The following is a 14411-nucleotide window of genomic DNA, read 5'->3' as shown; positions in this document are numbered from 1 at the left end:
TTGCCCTCCCGGGGCCTGGGTCGGGAGGGCGGGTGACGGGGGGTCAGCCGTTGCGGGGGCCGGGGAAGGCCGTGGGGCGGACCTCTTCGCGGAGCGTGGGGCTGCCCGCGGTCGGCTGGGTCGGCATCGAACGGGCCGCGGGGACCGTCGGCACCGCGGGCAGACCGGTGTTCACGTTCACCGTGCGGCTGCCCGTCGGCTCCGGCGCGTGCTCGGTCTCCGTAGCCGCCCGGGCCGCGGCGCGACGTGCGCCGTAACGGCGGTGCACCGCCTGCTTGGTGACGCCGAGGGCCGAGCCCACCGCGTCCCACGAGAAGCCCAGCGAGCGGTCGAAGTCCACGGCGGACGTGACCAGGGTTTCCACACTGTCCCGGAGTTCCTGGGCGAGACGGACGGTCGGCGCGGGGGCCCGTCCGTAGACGACGAAGCCCGTGGAGGGTCCCGAGCGGCGCGGGCGGTAGACGTTGCCCAACTGGGCGGTGAGCGTACGCAGTGCGTCCACCTGCCGACGGACCCGCTCGATGTCCCGCACCAACAAGTGCAGGCTGGCCCGGGCCTGGGCGTCGTGCGTTGCGTGGTCGGCCATGAACAAGCCTCTCGAACCGGCGTTGAAAGGAATCGGGCCGCGCTGGCGGCCCGTTGTGGTCAACTCTTTCTTGACCAACGCGTCTGCCCGCGGCTGGTCACGGTGTGGGGGCGTGTGGGCATATGCGTACGCCGTCGGGCCACCCATACACCACCCGGCCGTTGCAGATACGCGGAAGCCTGGCCTCCGCCCGCGGGCGCCCCGCCCCGGGCGGCCCCGTCGGCATAGACTGGTGCGCTGCCCGTCCACCCCCGCCCGAGAGGCCCCCACCCGCCCATGAAGCTCGTCTTCGCCGGTACCCCCGAGGTCGCCGTTCCCGCCCTGGACGCTCTCATCGCCGCCGGGCGGCACGAGGTGGCCGCCGTCGTCACGCGGCCCGACGCGCCGGCCGGGCGCGGGCGTCGGCTGGTCGCGTCCCCCGTGGCCGAGCGGGCGGAGGAGGCCGGCATCGAGGTGCTGAAGCCGGCGAAGCCACGCGATCCCGAATTCCTGGAACGGCTCCGGGAGATCGCCCCCGACTGCTGCCCCGTCGTCGCCTACGGGGCGCTGCTGCCGCGGGTGGCCCTGGACATCCCCGCCCACGGCTGGGTCAACCTGCACTTCTCGCTGCTGCCCGCCTGGCGCGGCGCCGCGCCCGTGCAGCACGCCCTCATGGCGGGCGACGAGATCACCGGCGCCTCGACCTTCCTGATCGAGGAAGGGCTCGACTCGGGCCCCGTCTACGGGACGGTCACGGAGGCAATCCGGCCCACCGACACCAGCGGCGACCTGCTCACCCGGCTCGCCTTCGCCGGTGCCGGGCTGCTCGCCGCGACCATGGACGGCATCGAGGACGGCACGCTGAAGGCCGTACCGCAGCCGACGGACGGCATCACCGTCGCACCGAAGATCACCGTCGAGGACGCCCGGGTCGACTGGCACGCCCCGGCGCTGCGCGTCGACCGGGTGGTGCGCGGCTGCACCCCGGCGCCGGGCGCCTGGACCACCTTCCGCGGCGAGCGGCTCAAGCTCATCCACGTCACGCCCGCGCCGGAGCGCACCGACCTCGCCCCGGGGCAGCCGGCGGTCGGCAAGCACAGCGTCCACGTCGGCACCGGCTCGTACGCCGTCGAGCTGCTGTGGGTGCAGGCCCAGGGCAAGAAGCCGATGCGGGCGGCGGACTGGGCGCGCGGCGTGCGGATCGCCGACGGGGAGACGCTGGGCGGCTGACGCCCCGTCCGGCGCCCGCGGCGTCCTGCCGACGTACGCTGGGACGCGCACCCCTTCCAGCACCGGAGCACCTTTTTCGTGAGCGAGCAGTCCCGCCGGCCGCGCCGGCCCGGCAAGCCCTACCGCCGTCCCCACAAGGACCCCGTCCGCATCCTCGCCTTCGACGCCCTGCGGGCCGTGGACGAGCGGGACGCGTACGCCAACCTCGTACTGCCGCCGCTGCTGCGCAAGGCACGGGAGAAGGGCGACTTCGACGTCCGGGACGCCGCCCTCGCCACCGAGCTGGTGTACGGGACGCTGCGCCGGCAGGGCACCTACGACGCGATCATCGCGGCCTGTGTCGACCGGCCGCTGCGCGAGGTCGACCCGCCGGTCCTCGACGTGCTCAGCCTCGGCGTGCACCAGCTCCTCGGCACGCGGATCCCGACGCACGCCGCCGTGTCCGCCTCCGTCGAGCTGGCCCGGGTCGTCCTCGGCGACGGGCGGGCCAAGTTCGTCAACGCGGTGCTGCGGAAGGTCGCGCAGGACGACCTCGACGGCTGGCTGGCCAAGGTGGCACCGTCCTACGACGAGGACCCCGAGGACCATCTCGCGGTCGTGCACTCGCACCCCCGCTGGATCGTCTCCGCGCTGTGGGACTCGCTCGGCGGCGGGCGCGCCGGGATCGAGGAGCTGCTGGAGGCCGACAACGAACGCCCCGAGGTGACCCTCGTCGCCCGGCCGGGCCGGGCCGACCCGCGGGAACTGCTCCGCGAGGACGCCGCCGTGCCGGGACGCTGGTCGCCGTACGCCGTGCGGCTCACCGAGGGCGGGGAGCCCGGCGCCGTCGACGCGGTACGGGAGGGCCGGGCCGGTGTGCAGGACGAGGGCAGCCAGCTGGTCGCTCTCGCTCTGGCCGGTGCGCCCCTGGACGGGCCGGACGAGAAGTGGCTCGACGGGTGCGCGGGACCCGGCGGCAAGGCCGCGCTGCTCGGGGCGCTGGCGGCCGAGCGCGGGGCCGTCCTGGTCGCCGCCGAGAGGCAGCCGCACCGCGCCGGTCTGGTGGCCAGGGCGCTGCACGGCAATCCGGGGCCGTACCAGGTCGTCGTCGCCGACGGGACCCGGCCGCCGTGGCGGGCGGGCGGCTTCGACCGGGTGCTGGTCGATGTGCCGTGCACCGGTCTCGGCGCCCTGCGCAGGCGGCCCGAGGCCCGCTGGCGGCGCCGCCCGGAGGACCTGGACGGCTTCGCGCCGTTGCAGCGGGCCCTGCTGCGCAGCGCGCTGGACTCGGTGCGGGTCGGGGGCGTCGTCGGCTACGCCACCTGCTCGCCGCACCTCGCCGAGACCCGTGCGGTCGTCGCGGACGTGCTCAAGCAGCGCCCGGACACCGAACTCATCGACGCCCGCCCGCTGCTGCCGGGGATGCCCGCGCTCGGCGAGGGCCCCGACATCCAACTGTGGCCGCACCTGCACGGCACCGACGCCATGTACCTGGCCCTGATCCGCCGAACAGCCTGACCCACCCCCGGCCTCTGCGTCCGAGTGGGCCCACGGTCTCCGCCTGGGCCGGTCGGCGGGTCTTTGGCGGGGAGTGGCTTGGGTGGTGGGGCTGCTCGGGCCTTCGGGTGTGTGGCCTGTGGGTCGAGGTGTTTCCGGGGCCGCGGGGTGGCGGGGCTGCGGGCTCCCGGCTGTTGGGGTAGGGGGTCGGCTGGGTCTCGGGTGCCGAGTGTTCGGGCGGGGGCGAGGAGGGCGGGCTCTGGGGGCGGTGGATGCGGTGGGTGTCTGTGGGCTCCCGGCGGGGACGTGGCGGGGCGGACGTGGCAGGCTTGGGGCATGGCCGTGCAGATCAACCCCAGCATCCTGTCCGCCGACTTCGCCCGTCTCGCTGACGAGGCGAAGGCGGTCGAGGGCGCCGACTGGCTCCACGTCGACGTCATGGACAACCACTTCGTGCCGAACCTCACGCTCGGCGTGCCGGTCGTGGAGTCCCTGGCCCGGGCCACGGACACGCCGCTCGACTGCCATCTGATGATCGAGGACGCCGATCGCTGGGCCCCGCAGTACATCGAGGCGGGCGCCTCCTCGGTCACCTTCCATGTCGAGGCGGCCGCCGCGCCCGTGCGGCTCGCCCGCGAGATCCGCGCCAAGGGCGCCCGCGCCTCCATGGCGTTGAAGCCCGCGACGCCCATCGAGCCGTACGAGGACCTGCTCCCGGAACTCGACATGCTGTTGATCATGACGGTCGAGCCGGGCTTCGGCGGCCAGGCGTTCCTCGACATCATGCTCCCGAAGATCCGCCGCACCCGTGAACTGATCGACAAGCACGGCCTCGAACTGTGGCTCCAGGTGGACGGTGGCGTCTCGGCGGCCACGATCGAGCGGTGCGCGGACGCGGGAGCCGACGTCTTCGTGGCCGGCTCGGCCGTCTACGGCGCGCAGGACCCGGCAGCGGCGGTACGTGCACTGCGCGCACAGGCGCAGGCGGCCACCGCGAAGGCGTCCTGGGCATGCGACCACTGAGCCACGGGTACGTGAACGGCGGCCATCAGGGCTGATCAACCGCGCCGGATCTGCAAGGATGAACGGCGAATCCAGAGTGTGAACAGCAGTGAGGAGAGCGCCGTGTCGGGTATGTCGGCGGGCCGCATGCGGATGGGACCCGCTGAGCTGGTGCAGGCGGCGGCCATGGCCCGCCGTTTCTACCTTGAGGGCAAGTCCAAGATCCAGATCGCGGAGGAGTTCGGCGTCAGCCGCTTCAAGGTGGCCCGGGTCCTGGAGACCGCCCTGGAACGGGATCTCGTGCGCATCGAGATCCGTGTGCCGGCCGAACTGGACGCCGATCGCTCCGACGCGCTCCGCGCCCGCTACGGCCTCAGACACGCCGTCGTGGTGGAGTCCCCGGCCGAGGCGGAGGAGACCCCGGATCCGGAGAACCTCGGCGAGGTCGCGGCCGACCTGCTGGGCGAGTTGGTCAACGAGGGAGACGTGCTGGGCCTGGCCTGGGGCCGGTCCACCATTCACATGGCCGCCGCCCTCGACCGGCTGCCGCCGTGCACGGTGGTCCAGCTGACCGGTGTGTACGACGCCGGGACCGCCGAGCGCGGTTCGGTCGAGGCCGTCCGCCGCGCCGCGCAGGTGTCCGGCGGCGACGCGCACCCCATCTACGCGCCGATGCTGCTGCCGGACGCGGCCACCGCGGCGGCGCTGCGCAACCAGACGGGGATCGCCCGGGCCTTCGAGTACTTCGACAAGGTCACGGTCGCCTGTGTCTCGATCGGCTCCTGGGAGCCGGGCATCTCGACGGTGCACGACATGCTCAGCGACGAGGAGCGCGGCCACTACGCCTCGCTCGGGGTCGCCGCCGAGATGTCCGCGCACCTCTTCGACGCGGAGGGCCGCCGGGTCGGCCGGGACCTGGGGGAGCGGTGCATCACGGTCAAGGCCGACCAGCTGCGCCGGGTCCCCGAGGTCGTCGCGATCGCGGGCGGGCAGCGCAAGGCGGCGGCGATCGACGCGGTGCTGCGCTCCGGCCTCGTCACCAGCCTGGTGACGGACACCTCGGCCGCGGACTACCTGATGACCGCGGGCCCCACGCCGCGACCCGCCCTGAACCGGGCGGACCCCGACGGACCCTGACCGGCCGCGGCAGCGGACCGACGCGGGGACGGCCGTGACAGCATCGACGCATGCTGCCGCGGCCCGTCCCCTGTGCGCTCTCGGCGCTCCTGCTCTGTCTCGCCGTACTGGTCGCGGGCTGCTGGTCCAGCGTTCGGGGAGCTGCCACTTGGCGATCCGGCGTTCCTCGGCGAGGAAGGCGTGCAGGGTTTTGAAGTCGGCGGTGGCGTCTTCCTTGAGACAGGGCGTTCGCCAGATCGACCGAGGAGATCCACTCGCCGCCGGACTTGATGACGTCCTTGGCCCGGTCGGTGAGGGTGAGGAAGCCGTCCGGGCTGATGGTGCCGACGTCCCCCGTCTTCAGCCAGCCGCACTCGCTGAACTTGTCGGCGGGGCGCAGGGGTTCGGTGCCGGGGCCGTTGGAGTACGCGCCCGCGATCCACGGCCCGCGCACCTCCAGTTCGCCCGCCGACTCGCCGTCCCAGGGGAGGCGTTGGCCGCCGGGCCACCGTGCCGAGGGGGTCCGGCGCCTGCGCACCGCGTCAGATGGCGATACCGCCGTCGACGGGCAGGACGACGCCGGTGACGTAGGCGGCCTCGTCGGACGCCAGGAACGCCAAGTCCTGTGCGGTGCGGGTGACGTCGAGGGATGAGCCGATGCTCTGCGCGGCCGTGTGCCCTTCGCAGGTCACAGCTGTTTCAACCGTCATAAGCCCAGGTCAGAGGGATGCGGCAGAATTGCCACGCATACACCGTGCGGACCCCGGGAGCGCGCGACCGTGGCGCTCGGCGCATTGTCACGGGGCAGGGCGAGGAGGTCTACTACTCCGGTGATCACTACGAGTCGTTCCGGGCGGTGCTGAGATGACGATCCCGTACGTGGTGACGGTCGATCTCGGCGGCATCGTCGACAAGGCCGGGCTGATGGACCGGTCGGCGCACGCGTTGGGTCTGCCCGACTGGTTCGGCCGCAACTGGGACGCCCTCGCCGACAGCCTCGCCGATCCGTCCGTGTGGCCGACGGCGACGGCCGGCCGCGCGCTGCTCGTCGTCGTCACCGGCTGGCGGGAGTACGCCCGTGAGCGGCCCGAGGAGTGGTCCGTCGCGCAGGAGGTGTTCACCGAGGCGTCCGGGCGTGAACCGCGGCTGACCGTCGCCCTCGCCCTCGGCTGACGGCGGCCCGTCGAGGCCGCCATGTCGGCGCCCGGCCGGTCTTCGTCGGATCCTCCGAATCCGCCCCTGACCTGCCTGGACGATCCGCCCGGGCCGCGCATTCCGGTCGCCATGGGACAATGAAGTACGTGCTCTTCCCCCTGGCAGACCTGTCCGGGGGCCACCTCTGATCGACTGGGATGTGCAGCACGTGCGTTTCCTCAATGACATCCAGCCCGCGTACGACCTGACGTACGACGACGTGTTCATGGTGCCGAGCCGTTCCGCGGTGGGCTCGCGTCAGGGTGTGGACCTCAGCTCCCCGGACGGCACGGGCACCACGATCCCGCTGGTCGTCGCCAACATGACCGCCATCGCGGGCCGCCGCATGGCCGAGACGGTGGCCCGGCGCGGCGGCCTGGTGGTGATCCCGCAGGACATACCGATCGACGTCGTCACGGACGTCGTCACCTGGGTGAAGAGCCGCCATCTGGTCCTCGACACGCCGATCGTGCTCGCCCCGCACCAGACCGTCGCCGACGCGCTGGCGCTGCTGCCGAAGCGTGCGCACAACGCCGGTGTCGTCGTCGACGAGGCCGGGCGGCCGGTCGGTGTCGTCACCGACCGGGATCTGTCCGGCGTCGACCGCTTCACCCAGCTCGCCGTGGTCATGTCCCGCGACCTGCTGCTGCTCGACGCGGACATCGATCCGCGCGAGGCCTTCAACACGCTGGACGCGGCCAACCGCCGCTATGCCCCGGCGGTGGACGGGGACGGCAGGCTGGCCGGCATCCTCACCCGCAAGGGTGCGCTGCGCGCCACGCTGTACACCCCGGCCACCGACGCGCAGGGCAGGCTGCGCATCGCCGCCGCGGTCGGCATCAACGGCGATGTGGCGGGCAAGGCGCAGCAGTTGCTGGACGCCGGGGTCGACACGCTCGTCATCGACACCGCACACGGCCACCAGGAATCGATGATCAGCGCGCTCAAGCTGGTGCGCGACCTCGGCCCGCGGGTCCCGGTCGCGGCGGGCAACATCGTCTCCGCCGAGGGCGTCCGGGATCTGATCGAGGCGGGCGCGGACATCGTCAAGGTGGGCGTGGGGCCGGGCGCGATGTGCACGACCCGCATGATGACCGGCGTGGGCCGGCCGCAGTTCTCGGCCGTGCTGGAGTGTGCCGCCGAGGCCCGCAAGTACGGCAAGCACGTGTGGGCCGACGGCGGGATCCGGCACCCGCGGGACGTGGCCATGGCGTTGGCGGCCGGCGCCTCCAACGTGATGATCGGTTCCTGGTTCGCGGGTACGTACGAGTCGCCGGGCGACCTCCAGCAGGACGCCGACGGGCGCCTGTACAAGGAGTCCTTCGGCATGGCGTCCGCGCGCGCGGTGCGCAACCGCACTTCGGAGGAGTCGGCCTACGACCGGGCCCGCAAGGGGCTGTTCCAGGAGGGCATCTCCACCTCCCGGATGTTCCTCGACCCGGTCCGTCCGGGCGTCGAGGACCTGATCGACTCGATCATCGCGGGCGTCCGCTCGGCGTGCACCTACGCCGGGGCGGGCTCTCTGGAGGAGTTCGCCGAGAAGGCCGTCGTGGGCATCCAGAGCGCGGCCGGCTACGCCGAGGGCAAGCCTCTGCACGCCAGCTGGAACTGACCCCGCGGTCGCCGGTGCCGCGCGGGCCGTGGCGGCGGGCCGTGCCACCGTGCGCCGCGGACTCGGCACGGCACTGGAAGGGTCCTTCGCCCGCCGCGGCGCGGCCCGCACGCCCGCCTGCGCCGACCGCGCCGTGTCCGGTCCGCGGCCCCACGCCGAGGGCTCGACGGTCCCCGGGTTCCGGGTCGTCTCCGCCGCCCCGGGACGGAAGCGGGTGCTCACCGGACGCCATCACTTCTCCTCGTACGCGCCGGCCTCCTGCCCGGAACCGGCGGGCACACCTGGGGCGTGCGGCCCCTGCGGACGGCGGTCCGCCGCCGCTTCGGGTGACAGCCGATCAGCCCGGTGCGCCCGAGGAGAAGCGGCGCAGCAGCGGTGACAGCACCAGCACGGACCTGGTCCGCTCCACGAACGGCTCGCCCGCGATGCGCTCCAGCACCCGCTCGAAGTGGCGCATGTCGGCGGCGAAGACCTGCACGACGGCGTCCGCGTCCCCGGTGACGGTGGACGCGGCCACCACCTCCTGGTAGCGCTCCAGGCCCCGCTGGATGGTCTCCGGTGAGGTGTTGCGCCGGCAGTACAGCTCGATGAACCCCTCGGTCTCCCAGCCGAGCGCCGCCGGGTCCACCCGCACCGTGAATCCGGTGATGGCCCCGGTGGCGCGCAGCCGGTCGACGCGCCGTTTCACGGCCGGTGCGGACAGGCCGACCAACTGCCCGATGTCCGCGTAGGAGCGGCGGGCGTCCTCGGCGAGGGCGTGCACGATGCGTTCGTCGAGATCGTTCAGCACTGCGCGTGGTTCACTTCTTCGTCCGGGTCCTCCTCCGCCACCGCGGGGGCCTGCGCCGACGCGGGACGGGAACGGCGATGGCCGTACCCGAAGTAGAACACGAGCCCGACCGCCGTCCGCACGCGCAAGCCGAAGCCCGGCGCGCGCGTGTGCTCGTCGGCGAGCCGCGGTGCGGTGGTGCGGGCTCGGTCCGTGGGGTCCCTTCAGTCGGCTCGGTCGGCGGTCTTGCGGGCCAGGGCGTTGTTCCCGATCGAATTGCGCACGCTGAAGCTGACGGCGTCCGAGCGGTAGCGGTCGTCCGACCACTCCACCGGGCGGCCCTCGCGGGTCGTGGTCACCCGGCGGACCCGCAGCAGCGGGCTCGTCCGGCGCACGCCGAGCAGTTCCGCGTCCTGGGCGCCCGCCGCCACCGCGTCGATGACGTGCTCGCCGTAGGCGAAGACCAGGCCCGTGTCCTCGAACAGGCGCTGGGTGACGGAGGGGCAGTCCGGCTCGATCGCCTCGACCGCCGGCGCGATCCAGTCCGCGTACACGGTCCGTTCCAGCAGGACCGGTTCGCCGTCCAGACCGCGCACCCGCAGCACATGCAACACCGGTGTCCCGGCGCGCAGTTGGAGGCGCACGGCGTCCTCCTCGGTGGCCGCGCGGCGCTCCTGCGCCACCACGTGCCCCCTCGCCTCGCGGCCCATCGCGCGCGCCCACTGGGCGAAGCTGCGCAGCTCCGCGAAGCTCTGGCTGCGGCGGCTGGCCAGGACCACCCGTCGGGCGCCCTGGCGGGAGCCGATCAGTCCCTCGGCGGTGAGGGTCGCGACGGCCTGGCGCACCGTGCCGCGCGAGACGCCGTACCGCGCCATGAGTTCGGTCTCCGCGGGCAGCCGACTGCCGACTGCGTACTCCTCGCGGTCGATCGCCCGGCGCAGTTCGTCGGCGATCTCCTCGTGTCGCGCGGCCATGTATCCCCTCTGCATAGGTCGCTGTGCACAGCGTGAGCAGCCTAATCGACGCTCTTCGGTGCTGTGTGCCGGCCGGGATTGTGCAGGGAATCTCCGGTCGGGGTTTGGCCGATGTTCACGGTCAGGACATCGGCGGCGGGCGTACTGAGTGCCAACTTGTTCAGACAAGTTATCTGCGTCATCTCACCCTCGTGCGTACTCCTGGAGAGACCGTGACCGTGTCCCTGCCGAGAACTGCCGTCCTGAGCGGCTCCCTCGCCGTCGTAGCCGCGCTCGCCCTGAGCGCCTGCGGCGCCGCCCCCGACGACGCCTCCACCACCGCCGACGGCAAGAGCGCCGCCACCGCCACCTCCGCGGCCGACTTCGGCGGCATGGACGCGCTGGTCGAGGCCGCCAAGAAGGAGGGCACGCTGAACGCCATCGCGCTGCCCCGCGACTGGGCCAACTACGGCGCCCTCATCGACGGCTTCCAGAAGAAGTACGGCATCAAGATCGCCGTGGAGAGCCCCGACGGCTCCAGCCAGGACGAGATCAACGCCGTCACCTCCCGCAAGGGCCAGAAGCGCGCCCCTGACGTCCTCGACCTCGGCAGCTCCTTCGCGCTCAGTGCCGCCGAGCAGGGGCTGCTCGCGCCCTACAAGGTGGTCTCGTTCGCCGACATCCCCGAGGGCCAGAAGGACGCGCAGGCCCGCTGGTACAACGACTACGGCGGCTACGTCTCCATCGGCTGCGACGCCAAGCGGGTCAAGGAGTGCCCGACCACCTTCAAGGACCTGCTGAAGCCGCAGTACAAGGGCCAGGTCGCGCTCAACGGCAACCCCACCAAGTCCGGTTCGGCCTTCGGCGGCGTCTACGCGGCCGCGCTGGCGGGCGGCGGCTCCTTCGACGACATCCAGCCCGGCCTCGACTTCTTCGCCGAACTGAAGAAGAACGGCAACTACACGCCCGTCGAGTCCACGCCGGCCACCGTCGAGAAGGGCGAGACGCCGATCAGCATCGACTGGGACTACCTCAACGCCGGCTACGCCGACGAGTTCCGCGCCAAGGGCGTCGACTGGAAGGTCGCGGTGCCCGCCGACGGAAAGTACGCCCAGTACTACTCCCAGGCCGTCAACAAGGACGCCCCGCACCCGGCGGCCGCCCGGCTGTGGCAGGAGTACCTCTACAGCGCCGAGGGCCAGAACCTGTGGCTCAAGGGGTACGCCCGCCCGGTCCTGATGGCCGCCCTGGACAAGGCCGGCACCCTCGACAAGGAGGCCGCCGCCAAGCTCCCGAGCGTCACCGGCACCCCCGCCTTCCCGACCGAGGAGCAGCAGAGCAAGGCCAAGACGGTCCTCGGCCAGGGCTGGTCCAAGGCCGTCTCCGGATGACCGCCGCCCTCCCGCGCGCGGACGTGGCGCCGACCGCTTCCCCCAAGCGGCGGCGCCGCGCCCCCGGCTGGCTCGCCGTCGCCCCGCTGCTGGTCTTCACCGCCGTCGCCTTCGGCATCCCCGCGCTGGCCATGCTGCACGGCGCCTTCACGGTCGAGGACCGGGCCACGGGCGCCACGTCGTACACCGTCGAGAACCTGACCACCTCGCTGCAGGGGCCGTACCTCACCGCCCTCGCCGGCAGCGTGAAGCTGTCCGCGGTCACCGCCGTCCTCGGGGTCGTGCTCGGACTGCCGCTCGCGCAGGCGGTCGTGGCCTCCCGCTCCCGGGCGCTGCACGACGCGGTGCTCACCGCCTCCGGCGTCCTCGCGAACTTCGGCGGCGTCCCGCTGGCCTTCGCCTTCGTCGCCACCCTCGGCAACGCCGGCGTGCTGACCCGGCACCTGGGCCTCGCGGACGCCGGCTGGGACCTCTACAGCTTCTGGGGGCTGGTGATCGTCTATCTGTACTTCCAGATCCCGCTGATGGTCCTCACCATCACCCCGGCCCTGGACGGACTGCGTTCCCAGTGGCGCGAGGCCGCCCGCAACAACGGCGCCACCGTCCTGCAGTACTGGCGGCACGTGGCCCTGCCCGTCCTCGCGCCGTCCCTGCTCGGCGGCCTGGTGCTGCTGTTCGGCAGCGCGTTCGCCGCGTACGCGACCGCCGCCGCCATGGTGGGCAGCACGGTCCCGCTGGTGACCCTGCAGATCGCCGACGCCATCTCCGGCAACGTGCTGGTCGGCCAGGAGAACGTGGCACTCGCCCTCAGCCTCGACATGGTCCTGGTCGCGGTCCTCGTCATGGCCGTGTACCTGCCCCCGCAACGACGGAGCGCCCGATGGCTCGACGCCTGAACCCCGGGCGGTGGGCCGTGCTCGCTCTCGCCGCGCTGTACTTCCTGGTGCCGCTCGCCGCGTCCGTGGTCTTCACGGTGGACGTGCCCGGGCAGGGCCTCACCTTCGACGCCTACGCACAGATCCTGTCCGCCGACGGCTTCGGCTCCGGGCTGCTGCTCTCGCTGGAGCTGGCCGCGGCCACCATCGCCGTCGTCCTGCTGCTGATGGTGCCCGCCCTGGTCGCCCTGCGACTCGGCGCGCCCCGGCTGCGGCCCGTCGTCGAGGTGGTGTGCTCACTGCCGCTGGTCGTGCCGCCCATCGCGTTCGTCGCCGGGATCGCCACGGTGCTCAGGTGGGGACCCGAACACCTCTCCCGTACACCGCTGTTCCAGACGTTCGTGGCCGTCCAGAACCCCAGCTTCCCGATCGTGCTCGTCCTCGCCTACGTCGTGATGGCGCTGCCGTTCGTGCACCGGGCGCTGGACTCCGGACTGCGCGCCATCGACGTGCGCACCCTGGTCGAGGCCGCCCGCAGCTGCGGCGCCTCCTGGCCGCAGGCCCTTTTGCGGGCCGTCCTGCCGAATCTGCGCCCGGCGCTGCTGAACGCGGCCTTCCTCACGCTGGCGCTGGTGCTCGGCGAGTTCACCGTCGCCCGGCTGCTGGGTTTCCAGCCCTTCGCGGTATGGATCTACAACGTCGGCGGCTCCCAGGCCCAGATGTCCGTCGCCGTGTCCGTGCTCAGCCTGCTCGTCACCTGGGCCCTGCTCCTCGCGCTCGCCGGTGCCGGCGGGCGTACCCGAACCGCTTCGTCCCGGGGATGACACCATGACCGCCACCACACTGGAGAAGGCCGTCGCTCAGCAGGCCGCCACCGTCGAATTCCGCGGCCTGCGCCGCGCGTTCGGGACCACCGTCGCCCTCGACGGGTTCGACCTCGCCGTGCGCCAAGGGGAGTTCGTGGCGCTGCTCGGCCCCTCCGGGTGCGGCAAGACCACCGCGCTGCGCATGCTCGCCGGGTTCGAGCACCCGGACGCCGGCGCCGTGCTGGTGGACGGCGAGGACATCACCCGGGTGCCGGCCCACCGCCGCGACGCCGGGATGGTCTTCCAGTCGTACAGCCTCTTCCCGCACCTCGACGCCCTCGACAACGTCGCCTTCGGACTGCGCATGCGGGGCGTGCGCACCGCCGAACGGCGGGCCCGCGCCGCCGAGTTGCTGGAGCTGGTCGGCCTCGCCGACAAGGGACGGCGCTTCCCGCACCAGCTCTCCGGCGGCCAGCAGCAGCGCATCGCGCTGGCCCGGGCCCTCGCGCTGCGCCCGCGGGTGCTGCTGCTCGACGAGCCGCTGTCGGCGCTCGACGCCAAGGTACGGCTGACCCTGCGCGAGGAGATCCGCCGGCTCCAGCAGGAACTCGGCATCACCACGCTGTTCGTGACGCACGACCAGGAAGAGGCGCTGTCCGTCGCCGACCGGGTCGCCGTCATGCGGGCCGGACGGCTCGAACAGTGCGCGGCACCCGCCGAGTTGTACGGGCGGCCCGCCACCGCCTTCGTCGCCGAGTTCGTCGGCACGATGAGCCGGATCCCGGGATCCCTCGCCGCCGGCACGGTGGACGTGCTGGGGCAGCGGCTGCCCGTCGACGGGACGGTTCCGGCCGCCACCGAGGTGGACGTCCTGGTCCGGCCCGAGGCCGTCCGGGTCAGCGCCGACGAGGCGGGCACCGCCCGGGTCGCCGCCACCGCCTTCCTGGGCGCCGTGGTCCGGGTCACCGTCAGACTCGCCGACGGCACCGAGGCCAAGGCCGACCTGCCCGCCCACGAGGCCGCCGGGCTCGGCGCGGGATGCACCGTGCGGGTGTCGCTGCCCGAGCGGCCGGTGCTGGTGGCGGAACGTATCCAGAAGTGAGGAGAGAGACCGACGTGACCCCCCATCCCCGACTCCCGCTCCAGGCCGTCCTGTTCGACATGGACGGCACGCTCGTGGACACCGAGCGGCTGTGGTGGGAGGCGGTGGAGCGGGTCGCAGGACGCCCGCTGACCGCGGCCGACCAGCCCGAGGTGCTCGGCCGCGCGGTCGAGCACACCGCCGGCTGGCTGGCCGCGGGGGGCGGCCCCCCCGCCGCCCCCCCCCCGGCCGCGCGGCCCCCGGGGTTAACGGCCCGCGGCCGCCCGGGCGGCGGGCCCCCCCCCCGCGCCCGCGACCAGCGCGACGCCCGCGGCCGGGCC

The 14411-nt window shown here is 73.2% G+C and carries 14 protein-coding genes and 3 pseudogenes; 12 read left to right on the top strand and 5 right to left on the bottom strand.

Going from position 1 to position 14411, the window contains the following annotated elements:
• Positions 1–43 precede the first annotated feature (43 nt).
• A complete protein-coding gene (locus tag ACFYTE_RS08860; RefSeq protein ID WP_388707574.1) occupies positions 44–586 on the bottom strand; it encodes a hypothetical protein in 543 nt (180 codons plus the stop codon).
• Positions 587–862: 276 nt separating this feature from the next.
• On the opposite strand from ACFYTE_RS08860, the gene fmt reads away from it, so the two are divergent.
• The 4 genes from fmt to ACFYTE_RS08840 all read left to right on the top strand — a co-directional run bounded on the left by fmt (position 863) and on the right by ACFYTE_RS08840 (position 5410).
• A complete protein-coding gene (fmt, locus tag ACFYTE_RS08855; RefSeq protein WP_388706858.1) occupies positions 863–1795 on the top strand; it encodes a methionyl-tRNA formyltransferase in 933 nt (310 codons plus the stop codon).
• Positions 1796–1873: 78 nt separating this feature from the next.
• A complete protein-coding gene (locus ACFYTE_RS08850; RefSeq protein ID WP_388706856.1) occupies positions 1874–3292 on the top strand; it encodes an RsmB/NOP family class I SAM-dependent RNA methyltransferase in 1419 nt (472 codons plus the stop codon).
• Positions 3293–3607: 315 nt separating this feature from the next.
• Complete coding sequence (gene rpe, locus ACFYTE_RS08845; protein WP_388706853.1) at positions 3608–4294, top strand: ribulose-phosphate 3-epimerase; 687 nt, start codon at positions 3608–3610, stop codon at positions 4292–4294.
• Between the two features lie 78 nt (positions 4295–4372).
• A complete protein-coding gene (locus ACFYTE_RS08840) occupies positions 4373–5410 on the top strand; it encodes a sugar-binding transcriptional regulator (RefSeq protein ID WP_388706850.1) in 1038 nt (345 codons plus the stop codon).
• 123 nt (positions 5411–5533) lie between these two features.
• Here ACFYTE_RS08840 and ACFYTE_RS08835 read toward each other — a convergent pair.
• Both ACFYTE_RS08835 and ACFYTE_RS08830 read right to left on the bottom strand, forming a co-directional pair.
• Positions 5534–5894 (bottom strand): annotated as a pseudogene (locus ACFYTE_RS08835) (fatty acid--CoA ligase); the annotation flags it as partial.
• Positions 5895–5931: 37 nt separating this feature from the next.
• Complete coding sequence (locus ACFYTE_RS08830; protein ID WP_388706847.1) at positions 5932–6099, bottom strand: SDR family oxidoreductase; 168 nt, start codon at positions 6097–6099, stop codon at positions 5932–5934.
• 32 nt (positions 6100–6131) lie between these two features.
• Between ACFYTE_RS08830 and ACFYTE_RS08825 the strand changes: the two are divergent.
• The 3 genes and pseudogenes from ACFYTE_RS08825 to ACFYTE_RS08815 form a co-directional block, all read left to right on the top strand.
• Positions 6132–6257 (top strand): annotated as a pseudogene (locus tag ACFYTE_RS08825) (ribonuclease domain-containing protein); the annotation flags it as partial.
• Complete coding sequence (locus ACFYTE_RS08820; RefSeq protein WP_388706844.1) at positions 6254–6562, top strand: barstar family protein; 309 nt, start codon at positions 6254–6256, stop codon at positions 6560–6562. The pseudogene ACFYTE_RS08825 and the gene ACFYTE_RS08820, both read left to right, overlap by 4 nt.
• 190 nt (positions 6563–6752) lie before the next feature.
• Positions 6753–8195, top strand: coding sequence for a GuaB1 family IMP dehydrogenase-related protein (locus tag ACFYTE_RS08815; RefSeq protein WP_388707571.1), 1443 nt, complete (start codon positions 6753–6755; stop codon positions 8193–8195).
• A 337-nt stretch (positions 8196–8532) separates the two neighbouring features.
• Here the strand turns inward: ACFYTE_RS08815 and ACFYTE_RS08810 are convergent, their stop codons facing one another.
• Both ACFYTE_RS08810 and ACFYTE_RS08805 read right to left on the bottom strand, forming a co-directional pair.
• Positions 8533–8985, bottom strand: coding sequence for an Lrp/AsnC family transcriptional regulator (locus tag ACFYTE_RS08810; RefSeq protein WP_388706842.1), 453 nt, complete (start codon positions 8983–8985; stop codon positions 8533–8535).
• 203 nt (positions 8986–9188) lie between these two features.
• Positions 9189–9938, bottom strand: coding sequence for a GntR family transcriptional regulator (locus tag ACFYTE_RS08805; RefSeq protein WP_388706840.1), 750 nt, complete (start codon positions 9936–9938; stop codon positions 9189–9191).
• Positions 9939–10150: 212 nt separating this feature from the next.
• Between ACFYTE_RS08805 and ACFYTE_RS08800 the strand changes: the two genes are divergently transcribed.
• The 5 genes and pseudogenes from ACFYTE_RS08800 to ACFYTE_RS08780 all read left to right on the top strand — a co-directional run.
• Complete coding sequence (locus ACFYTE_RS08800) at positions 10151–11308, top strand: ABC transporter substrate-binding protein (RefSeq protein ID WP_388706837.1); 1158 nt, start codon at positions 10151–10153, stop codon at positions 11306–11308.
• On the top strand, positions 11305–12204 hold the full coding sequence (locus ACFYTE_RS08795) for an ABC transporter permease (protein ID WP_388706835.1): 900 nt from the start codon (positions 11305–11307) through the stop codon (positions 12202–12204). The genes ACFYTE_RS08800 and ACFYTE_RS08795 overlap by 4 nt, the downstream gene beginning before the upstream one ends.
• A complete protein-coding gene (locus tag ACFYTE_RS08790; protein ID WP_388706833.1) occupies positions 12189–13007 on the top strand; it encodes an ABC transporter permease in 819 nt (272 codons plus the stop codon). Before ACFYTE_RS08795 ends, ACFYTE_RS08790 begins: the two co-directional genes overlap by 16 nt.
• A gap of 4 nt (positions 13008–13011) precedes the next feature.
• Positions 13012–14091 (top strand): ABC transporter ATP-binding protein, encoded by a 1080-nt coding sequence (locus tag ACFYTE_RS08785; protein WP_388706830.1) that lies wholly within the window; start codon positions 13012–13014, stop codon positions 14089–14091.
• Between the two features lie 14 nt (positions 14092–14105).
• Positions 14106–14411 (top strand): annotated as a pseudogene (locus ACFYTE_RS08780) (hydrolase); the annotation flags it as partial.

The sequence above is a fragment of the Streptomyces sp. NPDC004629 genome (assembly GCF_042873595.1).
Lineage (GTDB): Bacteria > Actinomycetota > Actinomycetes > Streptomycetales > Streptomycetaceae > Streptomyces.
This window is presented reverse-complemented; position numbering and strand designations above follow the sequence as displayed.